General features: G+C 67.8%; 26 protein-coding genes and 1 pseudogene. 12 read left to right on the top strand and 15 right to left on the bottom strand.

The window, feature by feature from the left end:
* Position 1: 1 nt before the first annotated feature.
* Both HQ312_RS17050 and HQ312_RS17045 read right to left on the bottom strand, forming a co-directional pair.
* Positions 2 to 946, bottom strand: a complete 945-nt coding sequence (locus tag HQ312_RS17050) for a BMP family protein (RefSeq protein ID WP_231476226.1) — start codon at positions 944 to 946, stop codon at positions 2 to 4.
* Positions 947 to 1,252: 306 nt separating this feature from the next.
* The gene (locus HQ312_RS17045; protein ID WP_027504730.1) at positions 1,253 to 1,453 is read right to left on the bottom strand and encodes a cold-shock protein; all 201 of its coding nucleotides are present in this window, start codon (positions 1,451 to 1,453) and stop codon (positions 1,253 to 1,255) included.
* Positions 1,454 to 1,707: 254 nt separating this feature from the next.
* On the opposite strand from HQ312_RS17045, the gene thiM reads away from it, so the two are divergent.
* Together thiM and glsA are read left to right on the top strand one after the other, a co-directional pair.
* Entirely contained in the window at positions 1,708 to 2,538 is an 831-nt protein-coding gene (gene thiM / locus HQ312_RS17040) for a hydroxyethylthiazole kinase (protein ID WP_222630550.1), read from the top strand.
* Positions 2,535 to 3,728 carry a glutaminase A gene (glsA, locus tag HQ312_RS17035; protein WP_222639464.1) on the top strand — a complete coding sequence of 398 codons (1,194 nt, stop codon included), beginning with the start codon at positions 2,535 to 2,537 and terminating at the stop codon, positions 3,726 to 3,728. Before thiM ends, glsA begins: the two co-directional genes overlap by 4 nt.
* A gap of 58 nt (positions 3,729 to 3,786) precedes the next feature.
* On the opposite strand, the gene HQ312_RS17030 is transcribed toward glsA, so the two are convergent.
* The 3 genes from HQ312_RS17030 to HQ312_RS17020 are packed head-to-tail and all read right to left on the bottom strand — an operon-like array spanning position 3,787 to position 7,211.
* On the bottom strand, positions 3,787 to 4,674 hold the full coding sequence (locus tag HQ312_RS17030; RefSeq protein WP_222639463.1) for a pseudouridine synthase: 888 nt from the start codon (positions 4,672 to 4,674) through the stop codon (positions 3,787 to 3,789).
* Positions 4,671 to 5,519, bottom strand: a complete 849-nt coding sequence (locus HQ312_RS17025) for a rhodanese-related sulfurtransferase (protein ID WP_222639461.1) — start codon at positions 5,517 to 5,519, stop codon at positions 4,671 to 4,673. Before HQ312_RS17025 ends, HQ312_RS17030 begins: the two co-directional genes overlap by 4 nt.
* A gap of 45 nt (positions 5,520 to 5,564) precedes the next feature.
* Entirely contained in the window at positions 5,565 to 7,211 is a 1,647-nt protein-coding gene (locus HQ312_RS17020; protein WP_222639459.1) for an alkaline phosphatase, read from the bottom strand.
* A gap of 99 nt (positions 7,212 to 7,310) precedes the next feature.
* Between HQ312_RS17020 and HQ312_RS17015 the strand changes: the two genes are divergently transcribed.
* Together HQ312_RS17015 and HQ312_RS17010 are read left to right on the top strand one after the other, a co-directional pair.
* Entirely contained in the window at positions 7,311 to 8,339 is a 1,029-nt protein-coding gene (locus HQ312_RS17015) for an NADPH:quinone reductase (protein WP_222639457.1), read from the top strand.
* A 66-nt stretch (positions 8,340 to 8,405) separates the two neighbouring features.
* Entirely contained in the window at positions 8,406 to 9,716 is a 1,311-nt protein-coding gene (locus HQ312_RS17010) for an MCE family protein (protein ID WP_222639597.1), read from the top strand.
* Between the two features lie 10 nt (positions 9,717 to 9,726).
* On the opposite strand, the gene HQ312_RS17005 is transcribed toward HQ312_RS17010, so the two are convergent.
* From HQ312_RS17005 to HQ312_RS16995, 3 genes are all read right to left on the bottom strand, one after another.
* On the bottom strand, positions 9,727 to 10,194 hold the full coding sequence (locus tag HQ312_RS17005; RefSeq protein ID WP_222639455.1) for a phosphoribosyltransferase: 468 nt from the start codon (positions 10,192 to 10,194) through the stop codon (positions 9,727 to 9,729).
* 46 nt (positions 10,195 to 10,240) lie between these two features.
* Positions 10,241 to 10,792 (bottom strand): hypothetical protein, encoded by a 552-nt coding sequence (locus tag HQ312_RS17000; protein WP_222639453.1) that lies wholly within the window; start codon positions 10,790 to 10,792, stop codon positions 10,241 to 10,243.
* Positions 10,793 to 10,854: 62 nt separating this feature from the next.
* Positions 10,855 to 11,361: a DUF664 domain-containing protein gene (locus tag HQ312_RS16995; protein WP_222639451.1), complete on the bottom strand. Its 507-nt coding sequence runs from the start codon at positions 11,359 to 11,361 to the stop codon at positions 10,855 to 10,857.
* Positions 11,362 to 11,561: 200 nt separating this feature from the next.
* On the opposite strand from HQ312_RS16995, the gene HQ312_RS16990 reads away from it, so the two are divergent.
* Positions 11,562 to 12,053: a hypothetical protein gene (locus tag HQ312_RS16990; protein WP_222639605.1), complete on the top strand. Its 492-nt coding sequence runs from the start codon at positions 11,562 to 11,564 to the stop codon at positions 12,051 to 12,053.
* A 533-nt stretch (positions 12,054 to 12,586) separates the two neighbouring features.
* Here HQ312_RS16990 and HQ312_RS22325 read toward each other — a convergent pair.
* The 5 genes and pseudogenes from HQ312_RS22325 to HQ312_RS16970 form a co-directional block, all read right to left on the bottom strand.
* Positions 12,587 to 12,934: pseudogene (locus tag HQ312_RS22325) on the bottom strand (signal peptidase I); the annotation flags it as partial.
* Positions 12,935 to 13,019: 85 nt separating this feature from the next.
* Positions 13,020 to 13,571 carry a SipW-dependent-type signal peptide-containing protein gene (locus HQ312_RS16985; RefSeq protein ID WP_222639450.1) on the bottom strand — a complete coding sequence of 184 codons (552 nt, stop codon included), beginning with the start codon at positions 13,569 to 13,571 and terminating at the stop codon, positions 13,020 to 13,022.
* Entirely contained in the window at positions 13,568 to 14,125 is a 558-nt protein-coding gene (locus HQ312_RS16980) for a signal peptidase I (protein WP_222639448.1), read from the bottom strand. The genes HQ312_RS16985 and HQ312_RS16980 overlap by 4 nt, the downstream gene beginning before the upstream one ends.
* Positions 14,122 to 14,673 carry a hypothetical protein gene (locus HQ312_RS16975; RefSeq protein WP_222639446.1) on the bottom strand — a complete coding sequence of 184 codons (552 nt, stop codon included), beginning with the start codon at positions 14,671 to 14,673 and terminating at the stop codon, positions 14,122 to 14,124. Before HQ312_RS16975 ends, HQ312_RS16980 begins: the two co-directional genes overlap by 4 nt.
* 63 nt (positions 14,674 to 14,736) lie before the next feature.
* Positions 14,737 to 15,285, bottom strand: coding sequence for an alternate-type signal peptide domain-containing protein (locus HQ312_RS16970; protein WP_222639444.1), 549 nt, complete (start codon positions 15,283 to 15,285; stop codon positions 14,737 to 14,739).
* 450 nt (positions 15,286 to 15,735) lie between these two features.
* Between HQ312_RS16970 and HQ312_RS16965 the strand changes: the two genes are divergently transcribed.
* From HQ312_RS16965 to HQ312_RS16945, 5 genes are all read left to right on the top strand, one after another.
* Positions 15,736 to 16,533 (top strand): TspO/MBR family protein, encoded by a 798-nt coding sequence (locus HQ312_RS16965; protein WP_051613111.1) that lies wholly within the window; start codon positions 15,736 to 15,738, stop codon positions 16,531 to 16,533.
* 184 nt (positions 16,534 to 16,717) lie between these two features.
* Complete coding sequence (locus HQ312_RS16960) at positions 16,718 to 18,316, top strand: aldehyde dehydrogenase (NADP(+)) (RefSeq protein WP_222639442.1); 1,599 nt, start codon at positions 16,718 to 16,720, stop codon at positions 18,314 to 18,316.
* Positions 18,317 to 18,380: 64 nt separating this feature from the next.
* Entirely contained in the window at positions 18,381 to 19,334 is a 954-nt protein-coding gene (locus tag HQ312_RS16955; protein WP_222631604.1) for a 5-dehydro-4-deoxyglucarate dehydratase, read from the top strand.
* On the top strand, positions 19,331 to 20,593 hold the full coding sequence (locus HQ312_RS16950) for a glucarate dehydratase family protein (protein ID WP_222639440.1): 1,263 nt from the start codon (positions 19,331 to 19,333) through the stop codon (positions 20,591 to 20,593). Before HQ312_RS16955 ends, HQ312_RS16950 begins: the two co-directional genes overlap by 4 nt.
* A 33-nt stretch (positions 20,594 to 20,626) precedes the next feature.
* Entirely contained in the window at positions 20,627 to 21,520 is an 894-nt protein-coding gene (locus HQ312_RS16945) for a LysR substrate-binding domain-containing protein (RefSeq protein WP_027504713.1), read from the top strand.
* Between the two features lie 31 nt (positions 21,521 to 21,551).
* Here the strand turns inward: HQ312_RS16945 and HQ312_RS16940 are convergent, their stop codons facing one another.
* Both HQ312_RS16940 and HQ312_RS16935 read right to left on the bottom strand, forming a co-directional pair.
* Positions 21,552 to 21,938: a universal stress protein gene (locus HQ312_RS16940; RefSeq protein ID WP_027504712.1), complete on the bottom strand. Its 387-nt coding sequence runs from the start codon at positions 21,936 to 21,938 to the stop codon at positions 21,552 to 21,554.
* Positions 21,935 to 22,954, bottom strand: a complete 1,020-nt coding sequence (locus HQ312_RS16935) for a 2-hydroxyacid dehydrogenase (RefSeq protein WP_222639438.1) — start codon at positions 22,952 to 22,954, stop codon at positions 21,935 to 21,937. The genes HQ312_RS16940 and HQ312_RS16935 overlap by 4 nt, the downstream gene beginning before the upstream one ends.
* A gap of 370 nt (positions 22,955 to 23,324) precedes the next feature.
* Here HQ312_RS16935 and HQ312_RS16930 point away from each other — a divergent pair, with 370 nt between their 5' ends.
* Positions 23,325 to 24,872, top strand: coding sequence for an ABC transporter substrate-binding protein (locus HQ312_RS16930; protein ID WP_222639436.1), 1,548 nt, complete (start codon positions 23,325 to 23,327; stop codon positions 24,870 to 24,872).
* 72 nt (positions 24,873 to 24,944) lie between these two features.
* Positions 24,945 to 25,871, top strand: a complete 927-nt coding sequence (locus HQ312_RS16925; RefSeq protein WP_027504709.1) for an ABC transporter permease — start codon at positions 24,945 to 24,947, stop codon at positions 25,869 to 25,871.
* The last annotated feature ends 11 nt before the right edge of the window (positions 25,872 to 25,882 follow it).

Here is a 25,882-nt window from a genome sequence, read left to right as displayed (position 1 = left end):
GTCAGTTGGGCGACGAGGGCGACGTGACCGTGATCGATCCGTCGATGATGCCCGCGCGGATCGTGTCGAGTTCACCCTGCAGAGCCGGATCGACCTGCGACTCGAAATCGTGAAACGGCGCGATGCCGACACCGTCGTTCTCGAGCGTGCCGACGTACGGGGTGTTGTCGAAGGAGCCGTCGCCGACCGCCTTGACCACTTCCTCGGTACTGGTGGCGAGGCCCTTGGTCACCGACGTGAGCACCAGGTCGGACACCGACGGGTCGGAGACGTACACGTCGGCGTCGGCGCCGATCAGCGCGATCGGACGATTCGCGTCGCGGATGGCCTGGGCAGCGGACTGGTAGATCGGACCACCGACCGGGAAGATGACGTCGGCGTTCTGGTCGATGAGGCCCTGCGCGGTGTTCTTCGCGACCTCGTTTGCCTCGAATCCACCTGTGAAGGAGCCGTTCTGGGCGTCGACGTCCCAACCGATGACGCGCACGTCGCGGTTCTTCTGCTCGTTGAAGTACTTCACACCGTCGGCGAAGCCGTCCATGAAGATGGTGACGGTGGGGAACTGCGATCCGCCGAAGGTACCGACAGTGTTGGTCTTGCTGTAGCTCGCTGCGGCGTAGCCGGCGAGGAACGCGGACTGCGCCGTGTCGTAGGTCAGCGGCTTGACGTTGTCCAGTTCGATGGACGAGTCGTCGACGATGGCGAAGTTGACGTCGGTGTTCTGCTCCGCGGCTTCCTTGGTGGCGTCCGCGAGCGCGAAACCGACCGTGACCACCAGTCCGCAGCCCTGATCGACGAGGTTGTTCAGGTTGGGCGTGTAGTCCGTCGGGGAGTTCGACTGCACCGTGATCGGCTCGACGTTCAGTTCGCCGGCCGCGGTCTGCAGGCCCTCGTAGCTCAGCTGGTTGAAGGACTTGTCGTCGAAGCCGCCGGAGTCGGAGACCATGCACGGGGTGAAGTCACCCGAGTCGGATCCGCCGCTCGCGCTGTCTTCCGGCGCTGACCCACAGGCGGTGACCAGGGTGAACGCGCTCGCGACTGCGACGGTGGAGAGTGTTGCTCTGGAAAGGGTGTTCGGCACGGGTGTGCTCCGTTTCGCTCGTGGCTGTGATGGAACATTAACCCGAGCGTCGGACGAGCGCCGAGCGTCCGCCCGAAAACCTGTGTGCGACCCACCCCCGGACATGCCACTGGGGCCGGACACCTGTCGGTGTCCGGCCCCAGTGTGAAGTTTCGGTGGGTTACTCCGAAATCAGATCGCGCGAACGCCGCTCGCCTGAGGACCCTTGGCGCCCGAGGTGACCTCGAACTCGACGCGCTGGTTCTCTTCGAGGCTCTTGAAGCCGGTGCCCTGGATCTCGGAGAAGTGGACGAACACGTCAGGTCCATCTTCCTGAGCGATGAAGCCGAAGCCCTTTTCGGCGTTGAACCACTTGACGGTGCCCTGAGTCATGGTGTTGCTCCCTACAGCTGATACTTCGAGTTTCACACCGTGTGAAACCCGGGCCGGCACTGAACGTGACGAACTCCGAGTTTCCTCAGAAAAACGCACACGCTCGCAACTACAAGTTCCCAGCGAGCGTGCATGAACACGAACACACAAAAACTACGACCTGTCAGCTGCGATAAGGCTACAACACACCGGGGACCATGCGCCACCGGTACCGCGTGAGGTGACGCGAAGCACCGAGCGGGTATACCCGTCTCATGACCGACCCGACGACCTCCGTGGCCGACGCGCTCGTCGCGCTGCGTGACCGCGCGCCCCTCGTCCACGCCGTGACCAATTACGTCACAGCGGGTTTCACCGCGAACGTGCTCCTCGCCGCCGGTGCCAGTGCGGCCATGGTGGACAACGAGGACGAGGCGGCGCTGTTCGCCGGGGTGGCCGACGCGGTGCTGATCAACCTCGGCACGCCCCAGCCGCAGCTGCGTGAGGTGTACCTGGCCACCGCGGCGGCCGCCGCGGCTGCGGGCACCCCGTGGGTGCTGGACCCCATCGCTGCCGGTGGACTGCCGTGGCGCGGCGCACTCGCCCGCGACCTTCTCGAGCACCGACCCGCAGCCGTGCGGGGAAACGCGTCCGAGATCATCGGTCTCCACCGCCTGACCGGACTCGACACCGACGAGCGGAACGGGTCCGGACGCGGCGTGGACAGCTCGGACGATCCGGCGGACGCTGTCGACGCCGCACGTGGCCTGCTCGCCTACTCGACAGCGGTGTCCGCGAGTGGGGCGATCGACCACATCGCCCACGAGGGCGGACTCGCGACGGTGCACGGCGGCAGCGTCCTCATGACGAAGGTGACCGGAACCGGGTGTTCGCTCGGAGCTCTCGTCGCCGCGTACTGCGCCGCCGTCGACGACCACGGAGTCGCGACGATCGCGGCCCACACGCACGCGACGGTCGCCGCCGACATCGCGGCCGAGACCGCCACCGCGCCCGGCTCGTTCGCGGTCGCCTACCTGGACGCACTGCACGCCGTCACTCCCGACGACATCCTCCGGCGCGCGCACGTCGAGTGGCTGCCACGGTGACGTCACCGATCACCGACTACCTGGAGGCCGTGCTGCGCGACTGCCGGAACTCGGACGGCGGCGAGGTCCTCACGGGCGACCGCATCCTCTCGGAAGCCGACCCCGACGTGTTCTCGGTCGCCGTCGTCACCGTCGAGGGCACGGTCTACTGCGCCGGCGACGTGGACTCGTCCTTCTCGATCCAGTCCATCTCCAAGGCACTCACCTACGCCCTCGCGCTGGCCGACCGTGGGCTCGACGCCGTGCACCGCAAGATCGACGTCGAGCCGTCGGGCGACGCGTTCAACGAGATCTCGCTCGAACGCGACACCGGCCGCCCGCGCAACGCGCTCATCAATGCCGGTGCCATCGCGGCACACTCGTTGGTCGAGGGGCGTGACGTCGAGCATCGCGTCGACCGGACGCTCGCGCTGCACTCCGCGTTCGTCGGCCGCGACCTCTCGATCGACGACGACGTGTTCGACGCCGAGATGGAGTCGAGCGACCGGAACCTGGCGCTCGCCCACATGCTCGCCTCGGTGAAGGTCCTCGAGTGCGATGCACACGAGGTCGTCACCGGGTACGCCAGGCAGTGCAGCATCGACGTCACCACACCCGATCTCGCGATGCTCGCCGCGACGATGGCGAACGGCGGTGTTCATCCCGAGAGCGGCGAGCGGGTGGCGACGTCCGCCGTCGTGCGACAGGTGCTCTCGACCATGACCACGTGCGGGATGTACGACGGCACGGGCGACTGGATCGCGAACGTCGGCATTCCCGCGAAGAGCGGTGTGTCCGGCGCGATCATCGGGGTGCTGCCCGGTCAGCTCGGGATCGCCGTCCACTCCCCACGACTCGACGACCGGGGCAACAGCGTGCGCGGGGTCGAGGTGTTCGAGCGACTGTCGCGGGACATGGATCTGCACATGATGGACATCGCCCCGTCCGGTCACTCCGCGGTGCGCCGGGCCCGTGAGGAGGACGGCCGCACGGTGTACGAGCTGCAGGGCGACATCCGGTTCGCCGGCGCGGAGAACATCATGAGCCGCGTCCTGGCAGACCTTCCGGACGAGCCGACACGCATCGGCTTCGAGCTCGAGCCCGCCCGAGCGGTCAACGGAGCTGCGGTGCGGCTGCTCGGTGAGCTGATCGAGCGACTGCGCGGCGACGGCCACGACGTCGAGGTGGACGACCCCAACGGGCTCATGTAGCGGGAAGGCCGGAGGCCGGCCGGGGTCGGAAAGCGGGAAGGCCGGAGGCCGGCCGGAATCAGACGAGCCGGAGTTCTCGCCGTGAGCGGAAGGTGCGGGGGTCGCCGGTGAGCGGATCGGTGAAGCTCAACCGGCGCGCGAGCAACTGCAGGGGTGTCGAGAAGTCGTCGGGCGCCACGGACGTGAACGTCGGGTAGTACGGGTCGCCGTGGATCGGGATGCCGAGCGAGGAGAGATGCAGGCGCAGCTGATGCGTCTTGCCCGTGCGAGGGAAGAGCCGGTAGCGCGCCGCGTCGCCCACCCTCTCGATGATCTCCACCCGTGTCTCGCTGTTCGGCTCACCCGGTTCCTCGTGCGCGGTCATGACGCCGTGTTCCTTGACGATCCGGCTTTCGACACTGCGCGGGAAGGTGAGGCCGGGGTCGAATCCGGCGACGGCCTCGTACTCCTTGTCCACGCTCCCGTCGACGAAGAGGTCCTGGTACGCCCGACGGAATTGGGCTGCTCTGGTGAACATCAGGACTCCCGCGGTGGCGCGGTCGAGCCGATGGGCCGGCGTGATGTCCGGCTCGTCGAAGAGCCGCCGCAGCCGCACCGTCGCGGTCTCGGTGATGTGACGCCCGCGCGGGATGGTCGCGAGGAAGTGGGGCTTGTCGACGACGACGATCGCGTCGTCGACGTGCAGGATCTCCATCTCGAAGGGAACCGGCACCTCGGGCTCCGGGATCCGGTGGAAGTGCACGACGGCACCGGCGCGATAGGCCGTGTCCTCGCTGTACGGGCGGCCGCGCTCGTCGACCACCTCCCCCGCCGCCATCGTCGCCCGCCACGCGTCGCCGGGCAGCACGCTCTCCAGATATTCGAGCGTGGTCGCCGGATGCTCGCCGTGGGGCAACCGATGCCGCAGCGGTGCGAGCCCGTCCCGGAACGGCAACGGCACGGTCACGTGGGGACGCACTCGGTGCAGACCAGAGCCAACCCACGACCGTGGCCGTCGTCCGTGTCGAGGTACCGCGAGGTGGGAACATCGCAGCGTGAACAGGTTCCGATGACGGCCGGTTGGTCGGAGAACGAGACGGTGCCGCGCTGATCGAACACGTACAGCGACCCGGACCAGAGCCCGTCGTCCCCGTACCGCTCGCCGTACCGCACGATGCCGCCGTCCAGCTGGTAGACCTCCTCGAAGCCGCGCGAGCGCATCAAGGAGGACAACACCTCACATCGCACGCCCCCGGTGCAGTAGGTGACGACGGGCTTCGACTTCAGATGGTCGAACACCCCGGAATCCAACTGCGCCAGGAACTCTCGCGTGTTCTCGACGTCCGGAACCACAGCGCCGTCGAAACGTCCGATCGCGGCCTCGAAGGCATTGCGGCCGTCGAGGAAGACGACGTCGTCCCCCCGCTCGGCCACCAGGTCGTGCACCTCCTCGGGTGCGAGGTGCCGGCCACCTCCCACGACGCCGTCCGCGGTCACGTGGAGTTCGTCCGGTACTCCGAAGGTCACGATCTCTGGACGCACCCGGACGCTGAGCTTGGGGAAGTCGTCGCCGCGGCCGTCCGACCACTTCACGTCCGCGGCCGCGAACGGCGCGTACTCACGAGTGCCGCGGACGTACTTCTTGACCGCGCGGACGTCGCCGCCCACCGTCGCGTTGATGCCGTGCGGGGAGACGATGATCCGGCCGGTGAGCCCGTGTGCGGACGCCAGGGTGTGCTGCCACAGCCGGACCGCCTCGGGGTCCGGAAGCGGCGTGAACACGTAGAACAGCACGATCTTGGGCGTCGACACGGAGGGACAGTCTAGATTCCCCGAGCCGGGGGTACGTCAGGGCAGTCAGGGAGCCAGGCGCGGAGCCGGAGCCACCGTCTGCGTGCCCGACCCGACGCGGAAACCCGCACCGAAGTAGGCCGTCGACGCGGGATCCTCCTTGGCGGTGACGTACCAGTGATCCATCTGCGCGCCCGACGGCGTCACCTCGAAGACACCGAACCCGTGCGTGTCGAGGTCGACGTACTTGACGTGGTGGTTGAAGGCCTTGAACGCCTCCTCCGCCACCCGTCCTACCGTGTGCTCCGGGACCTTCAGGAAGTCGTCGATGTTCGCCGAGGTGACCGACGTGACCACCAGCTCGGTCGCCACCGTTCCCGCCGCCGGGTACGCCGCGGCGTCGACCGGGATGTCGCACGCCCACGAGGAGTGGATGTCGCCGGTGATGAACACGGTGTTGTCGACTCCCGCGGTACGGATCGCGTCGAGCAGCCTGCGCCGGTCGGCCGTGTACCCGTCCCAGGGATCGGCGTTGTACGACACTCCGGCGGCCGGGAGCCCGAGCAGCTGGGTGACACCTCGCGCCGCCTCGGGGTCCAGAGGCGGAATCAGAGTCGGCGTGATCATCACCGGGTTGCCGATGATGCGCCACTGCGTGGGCGACGACGTCAGACCTGCCGTCAGCCACGCCATCTGGTCGGCGCCGGTGATGGTGCGATCCGGCGAGTCCACCGCCGGGCCCTGGAACGGCAGCACCTGCTTCGAACGGTAGGTGCGGAGATCGAGCATCGACAGCTCCATCAGCGTCCCGAACCGCAGTCGGCGGTACAGGTGCCGGTTGTTCGCGGTTCCCGCAGCGCGCACGGGCATCCACTCGTAGTAGGCCTGAACCGAGTTGGCCTTGCGCGAGGCCCAGTCCCCCTCGGTGTCCGGCTGATGGTTCTCGGCGCCCGTGGCGTAGGCGTCGTTCGCCGACTCGTGGTCGTCCCACGTGCAGATCCACGGAACACCTCGGTGAGCGGCCTGGAGATCCGGATCGGACTTGTACTGGCCGTGCCGGATTCGGTAGTCGGCGAGAGAGACGATCTCGTGCAGTGGATCGTGCACTCGCACGACGCCGTTCTTGCCCTCGAACCCGCCCGTCTCGTACTCGTAGATGTAGTCGCCCAGATGGATGATCGCATCGAGATCCTGGCGGGCGGCGAGATGGCGATACGCGGAGAAGTACCCCGACTCCCAATTGGCGCACGAGACGACGCCGAAGCGCAGGCGTGCGACGTCGGCCTCGGCTGCCGGGGCGGTGCGGGTGGTGCCCACCGGTGACGACTCGCCTGCCGCCGTGAAGCGGTAGTGGTACGTGGTCGCCGGAGCCAGACCGGTGACGTCGACCTTGACCGTGTGATCGGTGTCGGCAGAGGTGACGACACTGCCCGAGCGCACCACATCCGTCAGCGCGGGGTCCCGCGCCAGCTCCCACGTCACCGTGGTGGCCGGTCCGCGGCCTGATCCGGGCGTCGCGTCGGGAGTCGGCGTGATGCGGGTCCACAGCAGGATCGCGTCCTCGAGCGGGTCGCCCGACGCGAGTCCGTGACGGAAGACCGACGACGGCTGCGCCGCCGCGGTCCGCGCGGTGAGTGTCGCCGCAGCGCCCACCCCTGCGGCGAGGGTGGTGGTCCGAAGGAAGCCGCGGCGGTTCAGGGAAGTCTCGTGCACGCCCGTGAGTCCATGCCATGGGGGCCGATCGGTCAAGTGAACGTTCTCGGTCGGCACGGCTCAGGAACAGGATCCCCCGGTCGAGTCGTTGACCCGCACATGAAGGCAATCGTCTACACCGAGACCGGTGCTCCCTCCGTCCTGACCGTCGTCGACCGCGACATCGCCGAGCCCGGCGTCGGCGAGGTGCGGGTGCGCCTCGTCGTCGCGGGGGTCAATCCCACCGACTGGAAGTCGCGGACGGGCGCGGGTCCGGGGCAGAAGCCCGCGTTCGACGAGGTGGTTCCGGGCCAGGACGGGGCCGGTGTCGTCGACGCGGTCGGCCCGGAGGTCGAGGGCATCGCCACCGGTGACCGGGTGTGGTTGCTGCTCGCCCAGCACGAGCGCCCCACCGGAACCGCCCAGGAGTTCACCGTCGTCCCGGCGGATCGCGTGGTCCGGCTGCCCGAGAACGCCGACTTCGACCTCGGCGCCTCGCTCGGCGTCCCGGCGGTGACCGCCCATCGCGCGCTCACCGTGTCCGAGGACGGACCGTCCCGTCTCCATCCGGGCGCACTGGACGGCAAGACCGTCCTGGTCGCCGGCGGTGCAGGTGCGGTCGGCCACGCCGCGATCCAACTGGCCCGCTGGGCCGGCGCCACCGTCATCACGACGGTGAGCGGCCCGGAGAAGGCAGGTCTGGCCACCGCAGCCCGTGCGCACCACATCGTCAACTACAAGTCCGGCGACGCTGTGGCTCGCATCCGCGAACTGGCTCCGCACGGTGTGGACATCATCGTCGAGGTGGCTCCCGCCCAGAACGCGGAGCTCGATGCCGCCGTCGCCGCACCCCGCGCGTCGGTCGCGATCTACGCGAACAACGGCGGCGACGCGGTCTCCATCGACATCCGCCCGAGCATGGTCGGCAACATCCGGTACCAGTTCGTGCTGCTGTACACCGTGGGAACCGCCGCTCTCGAGGCCGCGAAGCACGACGTGACCGAGGCTGTTCGGGCCGGTGCACTTCCGGTCGGTGAGTCGCACGGGCTGCCGCTGCACCGCTTTTCTCTCGGTGCCACGGCCGACGCTCATGCCGCCGTCGAGTCCGGGGTGACCGGAAAGGTGCTCATCGACATCAGCGCCCCGTGATCCTTTCGTGTCAACGGTCGAGAGGCCATTGACAAATGGTGTGATCGCGGTCACCATTCCCGGATGATGGCACGCCGCCTGGCCGGTCTTGCGTTCTTTCTGGCCGTGGTGGCCTTCGTCGGCTTCACCACCGCGGTGTACGCCCGGACATTCGAGTCCGTGGTGACGGTGGAACTGCGCACCGATTCGGTGGGAAACGCGCTGCCACCCGATGCCGACGTCAAGGTGCGGGGAGTCATCGTCGGCCAGGTGCGATCGTCGACCACGGAGAACGGTGTCGTGATCTCCCGCATCGCGCTCGAGGAGGACTCGGCACCGATGATTCCGGCGTCCGTGACGGCGCGTCTGTTGCCCAAGACGCTGTTCGGCGAGCGCTACGTCGCACTCCAGATTCCGCGGGGAGGGACGGGCACTCCCATCGCGGAAGGCGACGTCATCGAGCAGGACACGAGCGGCAACGCCATCGAGGTCGGCCAATTACTGGACAGCCTGCTGCCCTTGCTCGACGCCATTCCCCCGGACAAGTTGGCCACCACTCTGGGCGCGCTGTCGCAGGCTCTCGACGGACGGGGCGAGGCCCTGGGTCGCACCCTCGACCGACTCGACGAGATCGTCACCGGCCTCAGCCGTGAACTGCCCGCGCTGCAGCAGGATCTCGTCGACTTCGCCGCCCTGACGGAGACCTACTCCACCGCGGCTCCGGATCTGCTCGACGCGCTCGACAACCTCACCGTCACGGGCAACACGCTCGTCGAGCGACGTCCCGCCGTCGACACGCTTCTGACGTCGGCGACCGCGTCGTCCGGCAGCACCGCGGACCTGCTCGCGGCGAACGCCGAGTCGATCATCACCATCGCCGACGGCAGCAGAGAGACGTTGGAGTTGCTGGCCGAGTTCTCCCCCACGTTCGGGTGCATGCTGCCCAAGTTCGCGGGCCTGATCGGGGAGGCGAGACGCATTCTGGGAGTGGGTGATCCGTACCCCGGTGCGCGCGCCACGATCAATTTCGTCAACCCGCGCGGCGGCTACCTCCCCAACCAGGACGAACCGCGCCTCTTCGACGACAGGCCGGCCGCCTGCTATCAGGACGTCACCGCACCCGGACGGTTCTTCCCGCAGTACCCGGGCAGTGGACTCAACGACGGGTCGTACCAGGTGCCCTCTCGCAATCCCGGCCCACAGGACATCGAGTACGCATCGCTCCCACAGCAGTCACCCGTTCCGGCCGACGCGTCGTACGCCGGATCGGACGCCGAGCGAGACACGCTGGCCGTCATCTACGGACAGGGCAGCGGCGTCGAGCCCACCGCGGTCCCGTACTGGACGACTCTGATCGGCGCACCCGCACTCCGCGGCGCCGAGGTGGCGATCCGCTGAGGGCAGCAGGTCAATCCTGTTCGATGAGCGGCTCCGAGGACCACGGGAACTCGATCCACAGATCGGTCTCCCGCCACGAGAAGTCCGGCGTGATGATGGTGCGGGGCTTGGTGTAGACGACGGCGGACTTCACCTCTGCTGCATGCTCTTTCAGCAAGCCCACGACCAGCGCGAGAGTGCGCCCGGAGTCGGCGACGTCGTCCACGACGAGCAGCTTCTTGCCCACGAGTGCATCGGTGTCGAGCAATGGCGCGAGCACCACCGGATCCGGCAGCGTCTCCTCGACGTCGGTGTAGAACTCGACGTTGAGCGTGCCGGCGGCTTTCACGCCCATCGCGTAGGCCAGAGCCCCGGCCGGGATGAGTCCGCCGCGTGCGATGGCGATGACGATGTCCGGCCGGAAGCCACTGTCCACGATGGTGCGTGTGAGCTCACGCGACGCCGTGCCGAACAGGTCCCACGTCAGTGTCTCGCGCATGGAGGCTCACGTTACCCGTAGGGACGACACCAGACCGGACGAGGAATCACGGCCACTCGATGGTCTCCGCGGCGGCGATGTCGTCCACGACCATGGTCACCACGGCCTCGATCGGTGACCCGATGCGGGCGAGGAGCACGTCCGTGACCGCCGCCGACGCACGGATCGCAGGCGCTGCCGCCATCCTGGCCACGACCACCTGACCGTCGTCTCGACGATCGTCGGGGTCCTGACTCTCGTCCTCCGCGCTCGACCCGCTCGTCCGACGCTCCGGTTCCGGATGGACCCCCAGGGTGCCGAGCACCACGGCCACGACGTCGGACGGATCCGACCCGGTGTCCTTCGCGGCTGCCTCGCGCACGACGGCGCCCACGTCGTCGCCGTCGAGGCCGTCGGGATGAGCAGCCTCGAGGAGCATCCGCAGGATCGCGGCGTAGACGTCCTCGACGCGAACACCGTTCTGCGAGGCCAGTTCCGACACAGCATCGTCGACCGCGTCGGCATCGGGCTCTCGCAGCGCCGCGGAGAGTCGGACGATGCCGTCGGCGACATCGCGTGCGGACGCCGGCCAACGCAGCGGCCAGGTGGTGGTGGTCATCGTTCGGGTCCTCTCGTGCTGAGTGCCGTCACGATGTCACGGCCGTCCGACACGGGACCTTCTCACCGCCGCTCGACGACTCCACGGATGAACGCCGCCTGGCCGATGTGCTGCAGATCATCGGACACGACACTGACGAGACGGACCGCGAGAGTGACCGGCGGATCCCAGTTCTCGTCGATCACCCGGTCGAGGTCTTCTGCCGTGAGGGTGTCGAGGTACTCGACGGTGCGCGCATGAACGGCATCGACGTATCCGGCGAGGATCTCAGCGTCGACGTCGACCTTGCCCACGTCCTCCGTCGACTGCCCGTACCCGATGGCGTCGTCGTCGAACGGAAGTGCGAAGCGGGCGTTCCATCCGTCCGCGGTGTAGACCTGCTCGCTGCCCGCCACACCCGCGACGTGATCGTCCTGCACCCGCGCGAGATGCCACACCAGCCAGGCGATGGTGTTGGCCTCCGGATCGATGCGGTAGGTCAGCGCCTCCCGATCCAGGCCGTCGAGCGTCGTGTGCACGGTCTCCTTGATGCGGTCGTACGCGTCGATGAGCACGCCTCTGTGGTCCACCGGTGATCTCCTTCGTGTCGGTGGCCCCAGTGTGCCCGCGCCCCCGGACACGGAAACGCCGGACCTCTCTCGCGAGAGGTCAGAGAAGGGCGCCGATGTCAGCCGGGAGTTCGGCCGTCGACGCGGCACTCTCGGTGGCGACACCGTTCGCCACGACGATGCGCGACACCCCGGAATCTGCCAGGACGTACAGGTCACCCGTGGTCGAGAAGACGACGCCCGAGCCGTACCGCGCACTCGGTGTGAGGGTGCGGGAGTACAGGGGCGCACCGTCCTGTCCCGTTATGGTGAGGGTGTTCCCCGAGACCGAGGCGGTTGTCGTGCCGCTGGTCGCCGAACCGCCGTCGGCGACGAACGCGCTCGCCGGTGGGGGCGGTGGGGTGGTGGTCGTCGGCGGGGGCGGTGGAGGCATCGCGTCGACGCTGGGTACGGAACTGCTCGTCGCAGTGCTGCTGGTCGATTCAGTTGTCGGCGTCGGGCCGCTGGAAACTGTGGCGGACGGTGCGGTGGTTCCGGAAACAGCGCTCGAAGCTGCAGCGCTAGTGGATACAGGCTGCGACTGCGTCGGCCCCGGAGCGGTGAGTGCGGTCTCAGCCGGTGCGGACAGGGCTCCGAAGGAGCGGGCTGCGGGGGTGCCGAGCGTGACCACGCTTTGGTTCGTTGAGCACGACAGCCCGGTGATGAGCGGGTAATTCACGGACTGCGTGATCGCGGTCGGTGACGTCCAGGTTCCCCGAGTCGTGAACAGGTCGATCTGCACGGTGCCGGACGTCAGAAGACCACCGAGCAAGGTCCGGCTCATGTCGAAGACCACAGGATCCGTCGTCGGAGTGATGTTCGTTGACGTCCCGTTCCGCGGACCGATGCGGTACCCGAATGTTTCTCCTGCGACAAGGCGTCGGGGAAAGGTGAATCGAACCGAATTGCTCGTGAGGTTATCGCAGCGGAAGGTCGCCGGCGGCAGAAGCGTCGCTGCGTTGACGGCTCCGCTCACGCGCGCGACGTCACCCTGTTGTGCGAGGGTTGATTCTGTTCCCCCGAACCCGGGAACGACAACCACCGCGATGAGAGCGACGGCGGCGACGGGAGCCGCGCGATGCCGCCCTGTCGGTGTCCGCTCGCGTGGAATTGTCACTACTCCTGGACGGAACACCAGGTACAACAGGGCCAGTCCCAATGCCCCGCCTGTGATCCAGGCGTACGGCGTCGACAGCCATGACGCGGCGTAGCCGAAGTACGGCACATGTCCGATCACACGGGACGAGTCGGCCACGATGTACGGCTCGGGGTCTGCCTCGGAGTTGGCGTCGCCCTTCAGTATCAGGACGGCGGTCCCCCCATACACACCGTCGACCTGCTGAACGCGGTGCGTGATGCGGGAGCCATCGGTACGCAGCACGCTGACCACGTCGCCCTCGACGATCTCACCCACAGGAACATCGCGAGCAAGCGCCAGGGATCCTGTGGGTATCGCCGGTTCCATGGACCCGGATCGGAAAACCAATGGAGTCAACGAGAACAGGGTCGCGCACAGTGCGAACAGGATGCACAGGGTGCCGAGCACGGCGCCCATGGACAGCGCCGCGTCGAGGCCACGGTGCCGCGTGCGCTCCGCTTCGGAAGCAGGCTGCTTGTGTCCGCGGTCGTCCCGTCCGATGTCAGGCACTGGGTTGTCCCGTCGCTTGGAACGTGACGGTGGCGGTGCCCGATTGCCCCTGCGACGAATTCGGCGCAAGGTTTGCGAGAGTGAACTGCAAACAGAGGACATCGGGCAGGGCATTGCGGGCAATGGCGCGGGTCGACGTAATGACGCCGGTGTCAGCCCCGGCACATGTGGTGCCGCCCGTCGCCGCAACTCCTGCGCCCGCACGTCCCGTCACGACGACGTTGCTGCCGAGTTGACCCGCTGTGGCTACCGCTGTGGTGTACGTGAAGCCCAAGGTTCCGGCGTTGCGCACCGAGACAAGAACGGCCGCCGAACGGCCCGGAAACAAGGCTCCAGTGGGTACTGCGAGCACGAATGGTTGAGGGGCGCCATCCGAGTTGTCGACGGTGATGTCAACGGTTCCGGTGACGAAGTTGCCAGAGGCGGTCGTGGTTGTGGCCGACCAGGCCGCAAGGGTGCCAACAGTTCCGAGACCCAACACCATTCCAAGAGCGAGTAGGGCGCGCAGGCGGATGCTGCGCAGCGTCGCGACGACCGCGTTCATACCGTGTGCCTGCCCTTCGAACGACGATCGCGGGCGGCCAAGGAAAATTGAACTGCTGCGTAAAGGAACAGCGCGCCGGCAGCGATACCGACGACAAGTGTGCGGGTGCTGCCCGTCAACCAGTTGTTCACGTACCCGAGGTACGGCACGTGGTACCACACTGCCCCGCGGATTTGGCCGGGCTCCACCTTCCCCGCGTCCGGCCGGGGATTGTTGTCCCCCTGCGTGACGAAAACGCGTTCACCGTCGCGCCCGACCCCGGTGGAAACGATGCGGTGAGTGACCACTTCGGGATCACCGGAGCGAATCTGGTAGGTGATGGCCTCGCCTACCCCATAGGACTCGCCGGGGCGAACTATGACCAGTGCCCCCGGTGGGTAACTCGGCTCCATCGACTGCGTCAGTATTGTGTACGGCTGTGCGCCCGCCAGTTTGGGAACTACAACTGTTGCCACAAGCCCCGCCGTCATCACGAAGAGAACGAGCAGGGACAGAATTCTTCCGGCCCACCACCGCAGACCGGTGCTCTCTTCGGAAGTGTCGGTGGCGCTCATTCTGCCTGCACTGCCGTGAAGGAGAAATCGTGGCGGTAAGTGACCGACGGTGCAGACGGTGCCGCCGTCAGTATCGAACGGACACACCAAGTCTGACTTTCGCCCGCGGACAATGTGTGCGGAATGCCTGCCACAACCGTTGCCGCGGCAGACGCACTGACGTTCGGAAAGGCGCTACCCATCGGGGTCGTCCCGTCACACACCGTCGAGCCAGTCAGGACGGCACCCTGGAGCGACACCGTAACGGCGGCACCCGCAGGGGCGACCACCTTCGGTCCCGCGTTCACCAACTGAAACTTCAATGACGTGGTCCCTGTATTAGTGATGATCAGCGGGGCCTGCACGATCTGCCCGACCGTGACAGGGTCCTTCTTCAAAGCGTCGAACGTGAACGCTGTGCCAGCCCCGCTGCCCGTGGCCAAGGACAACGAACCGGCCGTGACGGTGGCGCCGGCCACCGTCACACTGTCGTTCCACAGGGCGCCGGTACTATGCACCGAGCCGAACGCCAGCATGGCGGCGCCAACGGCGGCTGCCGCGAGCCTCACCCTGCGGGACAACAGAACTCACCTCATCATCGACTGTCGAGCATCTTTATACAGAACGGCGCGTCAGGTGCGGGGCGACTGCTGCAGGGTGATGAGAAACCCGGACAGGTCGACGGTGTCGAGAGTACCGACCTGGTCGGGGGTCATGGCATCGAAGGTCACCGTGGCGACGACGTCAACGACGGTGCCGTCCTCGTCCTCGGTGATCGCGTTGCCGTCCAGCGCGACCCCGTCGACACTGGCGACGACCTCGACCGGAACGATGGTCGCATTGAGTTCGCCCGTGTAGTCCACGCTGTCGGGATCGGCAGTCAGCACTGCTCGGAGGTTCTCACCCTCGGCTGTGACCGTGTAGGAAGCCGTGTACTCCAGCACATCGCCCGGCACCATACGGAACGCGGCGATATCCGGAATGAGGCCCGAGTTCACCGGTCCGGGAGAGACATCGGTCCACACCCCCGCGTCCAACGGGGAGATGTCGAGGTTGCCCGCGGTGATCGTTGCGCCGTCGACCGACTCACTGTCTTGCCACAAGGCGAAGCTTCCCGCCCCACCGAGGAGGAGAAGAGCTGCCGCGCCTGCCGCCATCGCGCCCTTGGTTGCCTTGTTCATATGACTGCTCCGTCGATCTCGAATGTGCCCTCGGCGATGCCCGCTGTCGGGATGGTGCCCACTACCGAGATGTTCGGGCAGGCGTGGAACGGCAGTCGCGGATGCGATGCGCGCGCTCTGCCAATTATTCGCCATTCCCTCATTGGCCGTTACAGGTTCCCTGGCCAAGACTCGATTCGGCGGCGCCTGTGCGGTCGAGCGCTCTGCTGAACAGGTATTTCGTCCGGCTCATTACTAGCCCTGCAAGCATGACCGAAATGGCTTCCACCTGCACTTACGCCCGCTTCGACCGATTGGACCGGATTGGCGTGACCGTCGCACAAGAATGGTTTCCATCGTCGACACCTCTTCCGACGCCCCATTCAAGTGGTTAAACATACTTTGGTTTTGTTTCAAAAAACTTTCGATCGGGCACCCGACAGTCCCCACCCGAGTACGCGAAGGACTCCCATGACCCATGACACGGCCACACCTCGGCAGCGCACCGAGCCCGCATCGTCGGGCCAGGTTCTCCTGGTCGTCGTCAGCGCGATCATCGCCGTGGTCGGAGGATTTCTGGGCTCCGGCGCCGTGGTCGGCACACCGATCGCCGAAGCAGCCGACGGCGCCCTCAGCGCGACCGCCACCCTGGTCGCCCCGGCGGGGCCCGCATTCTCCATCTGGTCGGTCATCTACCTCGGACTGATCGCCTACGCGGTGTGGCAGGCACTGCCCGCCCAGCGCCGGTCCGAGCGGCAACGAGCACTCCGCGTACCCATCGCCGTGACGATGCTGCTCAATGCCGCGTGGATCACCGTGGTGCAGTTCGGGCAGGTACTGCTGAGCGTCGTCGTGATCGTCGCGCTGCTCGCGAGCCTGGCGTTCGTGTTCGCGCGGCTGATCGCGGCCCCGCGGACCACCGCCGTCGACACGCTGATCACCGACGGGACGATGGGCCTCTACCTCGGCTGGGTGGCTATCGCGACGGTCGCGAACGTCAGCGCATGGCTCGCGTCGACGGGCGTCGAGTCGGCGGCCACCCTGTGGGCCGTTCTCGTTCTCGTCGTCGCGGCGCTCGTCGGACTGTTCCTGGCCACCGTCTCCGCCGGACGGATCGCGCCCGCACTGTCTCTCGCGTGGGGACTCGGGTGGGTCGCGCAGGGGCGCCTGTCCGGCGAGGTCCTGAACACCACCGTCGGGTGGACTGCCGCGACGGCGGCAGTCGTCGTTCTCGTGGGCACGGTCGCCGTGCGAGTGCGCTCCCGCTGACGTTCCGTGCTCCCGCGGCCGCTGCAACCACCACGGGAACACACAACGCCCGCGGGAACCGAGGCGTCACCCCTGTCGATACCGACAGTGCATCGCTGCAGTGCAATTTTGACTTGGACTTGTATGACACGGCGCCTTAGCGTCGTCTGTACAACCACGCACTGCGAGAAGGGCTGATGCACTGATGACTGCAACGGTGACGACGACCGCTCCTCTGACCGGGGAGCTGATCATCGCCGGGTCCACCGTCCCCGGCACCGGCACGACCGTCCACGGCATCGATCCGTCCACCGGCGCGGATCTCGAGCCCGCCTACCGGCACGGCACGATGGCCGACGTCGACGCGGCCTGCGCGGCGGCGGACGAGGCCTTCGACGCCTACCGCTCCACGACGTCCGAGGCGCGCGCCGACTTCCTCGACGCCATCGCCGAGAACATCGAGGCGCTGGGCGAGACGCTCATCGAGCGCGCGGTGGCCGAGTCCGGCCTGCCCGTCGGTCGGATCACCGGCGAGGTCGGCCGCACCAGCGGACAGCTCCGCCTGTTCGCCTCGGTGCTCCGCGAGGGCAGCTGGAACGGTGCCCGCATCGACCCCGCACAGCCGGATCGCGCACCCCTTCCCCGCGCCGACATCCGCCAGCGCAAGGTCTCACTCGGACCGGTGGTCGTGTTCGGCGCCAGCAACTTCCCGCTCGCCTTCTCCGTCGGCGGCGGCGACACCGCATCGGCACTCGCCGCCGGATGCCCCGTCATCGTCAAGGCCCACGACGCCCACCCGGGTACGTCCGAATACGTCGGCCGTGCGATCACCGAGGCCGCCGCGTCGACCGGCATGCCGGCAGGAGTGTTCTCGCTCGTCTACGGCGACGGCCGCACCATCGGCACCGCTCTGGTCACCGACCCGCGTGTCAAGGCCGTCGGCTTCACCGGATCCCGTTCCGGCGGAACCGCTCTGGTACGCGCCGCAGCCGGTCGACCGGAACCGATCCCGGTGTACGCCGAGATGAGCTCCATCAACCCGGTGTTCCTGTTCCCGCACGCCCTCGAGACGCGGGCCGCAGATCTGGGCCGCGCCTTCGTCGCCTCCCTGACGCTCGGCTCCGGACAGTTCTGCACCAATCCCGGCCTCGTCATCGCGCAGGACGGACCGGAACTCGACGCCTTCGTCGCGGCCGCTGCGGACGCCGTCGCGGCCAGCACCCCGACCACCATGCTGACGCCGAACATCGCCGACAGCTACGGCAAGGGTGTCGACGCGCTGAGCGCCGCCGCAGACGAGGTCGCCCGCGGCACCGTCACCGACGCACCCAACGCCGGCCGCGCGGCACTCTTCAGCACCGACGCCGCGACGTTCCTCGACCGAGACGTGTTGCAGGCCGAAGTGTTCGGCGCATCCGCGCTCGTCGTCCGCTGCACCTCGGCCGAGCAGGTCGCCGCCGTGGCCCGCGCTCTCGAAGGTCAGCTCACCGCGACGATCCACGCCGACGCCGCCGATCACGCCGACGCCGGACGCCTGCTCCGCGTCCTCGAGCTGAAGGCCGGACGCATCCTCTTCGACGGGTGGCCCACGGGCGTCGAGGTGGGCCACGCGATGGTCCACGGCGGCCCTTACCCGGCGACGTCCGACTCACGCTCGACTTCGGTCGGCTCGCTCGCCATCGAGCGGTTCCTGCGCCCTGTCGCGTACCAGGACGTTCCCGCCGCGTTGCTCCCCAGCGCCATCGCCGACGGCAACCCCGACGGCATCTGGCGGCGTGTCGACGGCCAACTCTCCCGCAACTGACCCCGCCACTCACCTCCCTGCTCCACACCGGCCGCACCACCCCCCTCGTACACCAGGAGATCTCATGCTCGACGGCGTCCTCTTCTTCCCTGTCACCCCCTTCACCGACTCCGGCGAGGTGGACCACGCACTTCTCGCCGAGCACATCGCGAAGGGTGTCGACGCAGGCCCCGGCGGTGTCTTCATCGCCTGTGGCACCGGTGAGTTCCACGCTCTCGAGGCCGTCGAGTTCGGCGAGATCGTCGCCACCGCGGTGCGTACCGTCGCCGGCCGCGTCCCGGTCTACGCGGGCGCGGGTGGTTCGGTGGCCCAGGCGAAGATCTTCGCCCGATCCGCTCGTGACAACGGTGCCGACGGCATCCTGCTGCTCCCGCCCTACCTGGTGACCATGCCGCAGGCCGGCCTGGTCGAGTACACCCGCGAGGTCACCTCCGTCACCGACCTGCCGGTGATCGTCTACAACCGCGGCAACGCGCGCTACGACGAGGCGTCCGCCGTCGAGGTCGCCCACTTCCCCACCGTCGTCGGATTCAAGGACGGCACTGGCGATCTGGATCGCGTCTCGCGTATCGTACGCGCGGTCGAGGACTCCCTGGCGCCCACCGGCAAGGCGTTCCAGTTCTTCAACGGACTGCCCACGGCCGAGGTCTCGCAGCAGGCCTACCGCGCCATCGGCGTCACGCTCTACTCGTCGGCCACGTTCGCCTTCGCCCCGGAGCTGGCCCTGGCGTTCTACACCTCGCTCGAGAACGACGACGTCACGCTCACCGACGCCCTGCTGCGCGAGTTCTTCCACCCACTCGTGCGTCTGCGCGACTCGGTACCCGGCTACGCCGTCTCCCTGATCAAGGCGGGCGTCACCCTCGAAGGTGTTGCCGCCGGCCCCGTTCGGGCACCGCTGATCGACGCCGCCCCCGCGGACGTGGAGGCCCTCACCGCGATCATCGCAGCCGGCCGCGCCGTGCTCGCCGACTCCCTCGCAGCCGACTCGGTCACCAAGGAGGCCGTGCACTCGTGAGCGCCCGTATCACCTCCGTCACCGTCACCCCCGTCGCCTTCGCCGACCCGCCGCTGCTCAACACCGTCGGAGTCCATCAGCCGTTCGCTCTGCGCGCGATCGTGCAGATCCGGACCGACGACGGCGCCGTGGGTCTGGGCGAGACCTACGCCGACACCGCGCATCTCGTTCGCCTGAACGCTGCTGCCGAGGCCATGGTCGGGGTGGACGTCTTCGCACTCCACACGCTGCGCGCCGTCGTGGACGAGTGCCTGGGTGGCCTGACGGTGACGGGTGGTGACGGGGTGGCCGGCATGATCACGACGGCCAGCACCACCGATCGGGTGTTCTCGCCGTTCGAGGTGGCGTGCCTCGACATCCAGGGCAAGATCCTCGGGCGGCCCGTCTCCGATCTTCTCGGTGGCCTGGTGCGCACGGCCGTACCGTTCAGTGCCTATCTCTTCTACAAGTGGGCCGGGCACCCCGGCTCCGCGGACGACGAGTGGGGTGCCGCGCTCGATCCCGAGGGCATCGTCGCGCAGGCCCGACGGATGATCGACCGGTACGGCTTCGGCGCGATCAAGCTCAAGGGCGGGGTGTTCCCACCCGAGCAGGAGATCGCCGCGATGCACGCGCTGCGCGGGGCGTTTCCCGATCTCCCACTGCGGCTGGATCCCAACGCGGCGTGGACCGTCGACACGTCCCTCGAGGTCGCGTCGGCCCTGACCGGTGTCGTCGAGTATCTCGAGGACCCCACACCGGGCCTGGACGGAATGTCGGAGGTGGCCCGCAAGGCCGCCATGCCGCTGGCGACCAACATGTGTGTCGTGGCGTTCGATCAGCTCGAGCCGTCGGTCCGACGCGACTCGGTCGGGGTCGTGCTGTCCGATCACCACTACTGGGGTGGACTGCAACGCTCACGGCTGCTCGCCGGCATCTGCGACACCTTCGGACTCGGCCTGTCGATGCACTCGAACTCCCATCTCGGCATCTCGCTCGCCGCGATGGTGCACCTCGCCGGCGCCACGCCGAATCTCACGTACGCCTGCGACACACACTGGCCGTGGAAGACCCAGGACGTCGTGGTCCCGGGCGTTCTGCGCATCGAGAACGGCGCCGTCGCGGTACCCACGGGACCGGGGCTGGGCGTCGAACTCGACGAGGACGCGCTGGCGAGGCTGCACCAGCAGTACCTCGACTGCGGGATCAGGGACCGTGACGACACCGGCTACCGGCAGAGTCTCGAACCCGACTTCGTCAACTCCTCGCCGCGATGGTGACCGGCCGTTCACACGGTCGGCTATCTTGAGCCGATGTTCTCGCTCTCGCGCCTGACGTGCTTCATCGCCGTCGCGGAAGAGCTGCACTTCGGCCGAGCCGCAGAGCGGCTCCACATGACCCAGCCCCCGCTCAGCAGGCAGATCCAGCAGCTCGAGAGTGAACTGGGCGTGCAGCTGATCGATCGGACGTCACGCTCGGTGACCCTCACGGCCGCCGGCGTGGCGTTCCTGCCCGACGCCCGCCGGATAGTCCGCTTGGCCGAGAGCGCCGCACTGACCGTCAAGCGTGTCCCCGCCGGTGATCTGGGCACCGTCGTCATCGGCTTCACCGCGGCGTCCGCGCACGCCGTCCTGCCTCGGCTGCTCTCGGACGTGCGCGCGGCTCTGCCGGACGTCGAACTGGTGCTGCGGGAGATGGTGTCGTCGATTCAGATCGACGCCCTGGCGAGCGGAGAACTTGATCTCGGTCTGGTCCGTCCCACCGTCACGCGACCGGGAATTCTGACGCGGCCCATCCACCGCGAGGCACTCGTCGCTGCGCTTCCCGAGGGGCACGAACTCCTCGACGTGGAGCGTCTGAGCGTGACGCACTTCGACGATCAACCCGTGATCATGTACTCGCCGGTGGATGCCCGCTACTTCCACGAGCTCCTCATCAGCACCTTCACCGTCGCCGGGGTCACGCCTCGATACGTGCAGTACGTGACGCAGGTACACACCATGTTGATGCTCGTGAGCTCCGGCCTGGGCTGCGCACTGGTGCCGGCCTCGGCACGCACGATGCACACCGAGGGTGTCGTGTTCCGCGAGATCCGTTCCAGCACCGAGGAACCCGTGCGACTGAACGCCGCGTGGCGTCACGACGCCGCCAACCCCGCCCTGCACCGTGTGCTGACGGACGTGAAGGCCGTGACCTCACTGCAGTGAGATCACGGCCGGCGGTTGCTGCGTCCGCGAACTAGTGCGCGACCTCGACCGGCGGCTTGACGGCCACGACCGGGCAGTGTGCGTCGAGCAGGACACGCTGAGACAGGCTGCCGAGCAACAGCTTTCCGACGGGTGAGCGGCGACGCACGCCGATGACGAGGAGCTCGACGTCCGGCTCGTAGGACATGTCGACGAGGTTGTCGGCGTGCGAGCGGCCGGGTACCGGTTCCGCCACCCGTGCCGCCACGCCGTCGGCGCCGGAGTCGGTGCGGGCAGCCATGATCAGCTCGTCGACCGCACTGCGATCACCGTCGACCACGACGGTGACGTCGGTACCGCGCATCTTGGCCTCGCGGAACGCGAACGGCAGTGCGTTGCGATCCTCGACGGTGTCCGCATATCCCACGACGACGCTCATCGGGTCTCCTTCTGATCGGGCTGGAAGACCGGCGTCACGAGCGTGCCGTCGGCGAGGAACGAGTTCAGGTTCTCGAGGGTGAGTGCTTCCATCGCGGCGCGAGTCTGCACCGTGGCACTCCCGACATGGGGAAGCAGCACCACGGTGTCGAGGGCGCGAAGCGCGTCCGGCACCTCGGGTTCGTGGGCGAAGACGTCGAGCCCGGCGCCGGCCAACCGTCCGCTCTGCAGCGCCTCGACGAGGGCGTCCTCGTCCACGACGCTGCCGCGAGCCACGTTGATCAGGACGCCGTCCGGCCCCAGTGCGTCCAGCGTCTCCCTGTCGACGAGCTGCTGCGTCTCCGGTCCGCCGGCTGCGGCCACGACCAGAACGTCCACTGCCGCAGCGAGTTCGCGCGGAGACGAGTGGTACCGGTACGGACTCGACTCGACGACGTTGCGGTTGTGGTAGTCGATGGTGCAGCCGAAGGCCTCGAGGCGGTGCGCGATGGCGCCGCCGATGCGCCCGAGACCGAGGATGCCGACCCGAGATCCGCTGACCTGCCGCGCCAACGGCGGCATGGGCTTGGTGGTCCACTCGCCCGCGCGCACGTAGCGGTCGGCGGCGGAGAAGCCGCGGAGGGTGTCGATGAGCAGCCCGAGGGCGGTGTCGGCGACGGCGTCGGTGAGGACGTCCGGCGTGTTGCTGACACCGATGCCGCGGCGGCGGGCCTCCTCGGCATCGGTGCCGTCGTACCCGACTCCGAAGTGGACGATCGCGCGCAGCGCGGGCAGGCGGTCCATGAGGTCCGCCTTGACGCCGACACGGCCGGACGTCACGACGGCGACGATCTCGTCGGCGTGCCGGCCGAGCACTTCGTCGCGATCGTCGTCCGGCAGCACCAGCGCGCCGCCGGCCTCGAGTGTCTCCATGAGCGAAGGCTTGAGTCCGCCGACCCGGAGAACGCGCGAAAATCGCTGCGCCTCATCGGGACTCGATGCCGATCCGTTCGAGCTCGGCGTTCCACCGTCGGTCATGCCGCCTCCTTCACCGTGCGACGGCCACCGGGAGCGACGGCCATCGTCTGCGGTGATCGTATGTCGGCCGACGAATACCGGTCCAACACGCAATTAGCATGGATCCATACTCTTCCGGTATTGATATCGTGTCTTCCCGTGACGCAGCAGGTCAGAGCCTCGGCAGTGTGATGCGGACCGCTCGACGCCGTCACGGCGAGCCCGAAATCGGCCCCGAACTGCGATTTCCCGGCCGATCGCCTGTTGACGGTCACTCCCCCCACTCCTACCGTGTGTCTACCGTCACAGGCGGTCCATCGGCTCCACTCGGCGTGCGTCGTCAGCCCCGACACCTCGCACCCGGTGAAGCCCCCTCAGCTTGGAGGAATCCATGAGATCCACCCGCGCCACATCCCTGGTGTCGGTGATCGCCGCGACCGCACTCCTCACCGGATGCACCGTCGCGAACTCGGACAGCGGAGACGCCGCGAGTCCCGACACCGTCCGGATCGTGCTGCCGCAGGAACCACCGACCCTGGAGCCGTGCGATGTCTCGCTGACGGCCATCGGCGTGGTCACGCGGTCCAACATCACCGAACCCATGATCGAGCGTGACCCCACCACGGGTGACCTCGAACCGAAGCTCGCCACGTCGTGGGAGCGCACGTCGGACACCGAGTGGACGATCCGCCTGCGCGACGACGTCACCTTCAGCGACGGCACACCGTTCGACGCCGAGGACGCCGCCGTGTCGGTCGATCGCGCCGTGAACTCCGATCTGGCCTGCAACGTCGAGGGATACGTCTTCGGCGACGACGACCTCACCGTCCGCGCCGTGGATCCGACGACGTTGACCGTCGCCTCGCCGACTCCCGATCCGATTCTGCCGCTTCGGCTCTCGTTCATCGAGATGGTCAAGAGCGAGGTCGGTAGCGCCGAGCGGACCCGCGAGCCGATCGGTACCGGCCCGTACCGCATCGACTCGTGGGACTACGGCCAGCGACTCTCCCTGGTGCGCAACGACACCTACTGGGGCGACGCACCGGAATTCACGCGGGCCGTCTACCAGTGGCGTACCGAGGGCAGCGTCCGCGCCGCCATGGTCACCAACGGCGAGGCGGACATCGCGACCGGCCTCGGCCCCGAGGACGGAGCCGGCGACCTCGGTGTCGCCTTCCCGAACAACGAGACCACCGCCTTGCGGATGCAGGCCACCACACCGCCACTCGACGATCAGCGCGTGCGCGAGGCGATCAACTACGCCATCAACCGCGCGGGCATCGTCAAGGCTCTGTTCCGCGGAATGGGAGCGCCCGCTGCGCAACTCATCGCGGACGGCGTCGTCGGCTACAACGACGAGCTCACCCCGTGGCCGTACGACATGGAGAAGGGCAAGGCCCTCATCGACGAGGCTCGCGCCGACGGTGTTCCCGTCGACACCGAGATCCGCCTCATCGGCCGCACCGGGCAGTTCCCGAAGATCAACGAGACCGTCGAGGTCATCCAGAACGCGCTGGCCGGCATCGGCCTGAACGTGAAGATCGAGATGAAGGACACGGCGGCCACCGCCGAGTTCCAGGAACGGCCGTTCCCGAACGTCGGGCCCTACCTGCTGGTGATCCAGCACGGCAATCAGGCCGGCGACGCCGCGTTCACGATGGATCAGTACATGCGCAGCGACGGCTTCCAGAGCTCCTACGGCACAACCGACTTCGACGAGGGAATCGACGAGGCCGAATCGCTGACCGACGAGGAGCGACAGACCGCGTTCGCCGATCTCTTCGCCCGTGAACCCGAGGAGATCACGCAGATGGCGTACATCGCGCACATGAACGGTGTGTTGGCCAAGGACCCGCGCATCGACTACACCCCCGATTCCGCCACCGTCGACGAGATGCGACTGGCCGAGATGACCCGGAGTTCCGATGCGACCGACTGATCACGACCCCGACCAGCAGCCCACCTCGACCGAGAGGCCGACCAGCCCCTCCTCCGGAAGGGAGTGACCGCCATGTTCGCCTTTCTGCGACGCCGCGTCTACACCAGCCTCGTCCCACTTCTGGTCGTCCTCATCGGCGTCTTCTTCCTCGCTCGTCTGACCGGTGATCCGACCAGCCTCTACCTTCCCGAGTCGGCGACACCCGCCCAGCGCGAGGCGTTCGCCGCCCAGAACGGCTTCGACCAGTCCGTGTGGACACAGATGGCCGACTACTTCGGCGGCGTGCTGCACCTCGACTTCGGTGAGTCGCTCCGGACGGGCGAAGCCGCGTCCACCATGGCGTTGCGCGCCTTCCCCGCCACCCTGCAGCTCGCGTTCGTCACGATGCTCCTCGCCGTGATCGGTTCGATCGTCATCGGCTGCTGGGCCGCGTACCGTCCCAACTCTCTCGCCGACCGGTTCTCGAGCCTGCTGTCCATGACGGCCGCGAGCATCCCCGACTTCTGGTTCGCCATCACCGGCGTCTGGATCTTCGCCGTGGTGCTCGGTGTCCTGCCGACCTCCGGCACCGGGGGCGCCGTCGCATGGGTGCTCCCCATCGCGACACTGCTCATCCGTCCGCTCGGCGTGCTCACCCAGGTGGTCCGCGGCGCGATGGTCTCCGCCCTCTCCGCCCCGTACGTCCGCCTCGCTCGCAGCAAGGGTGCCGGCGACCTGCGCGTCGTCACCCACCATGCGCTGCGCAACGCCGCGGCACCCGCGCTGACCGTCGCCGGCGACCTCACCGTCGGCCTGGTGAACGGCGCCGTCGTGGTCGAGGCCATCTTCGGGTGGCCCGGCATCGGCAAGTTGATGATCGACGCGATCCTGCAGCGCGACTTCGCCGTCCTCCAAGCAGCCGTCCTCCTGACGGCCGTGAGCATCTTCGTTCTGAACATCGTGATCGACGCGTGCTACGCGCTGCTCGACGCACGGGTTCGCGACAAGGCCAAGGTCTGAGAGGTACACCC

It is taken from the genome of Rhodococcus sp. BP-316 (genome assembly GCF_019836105.1).
GTDB lineage: Bacteria > Actinomycetota > Actinomycetes > Mycobacteriales > Mycobacteriaceae > Rhodococcoides.
Note: the sequence above shows the minus strand (reverse complement) of the source record. Positions and strands in the feature narration are given on the sequence as shown.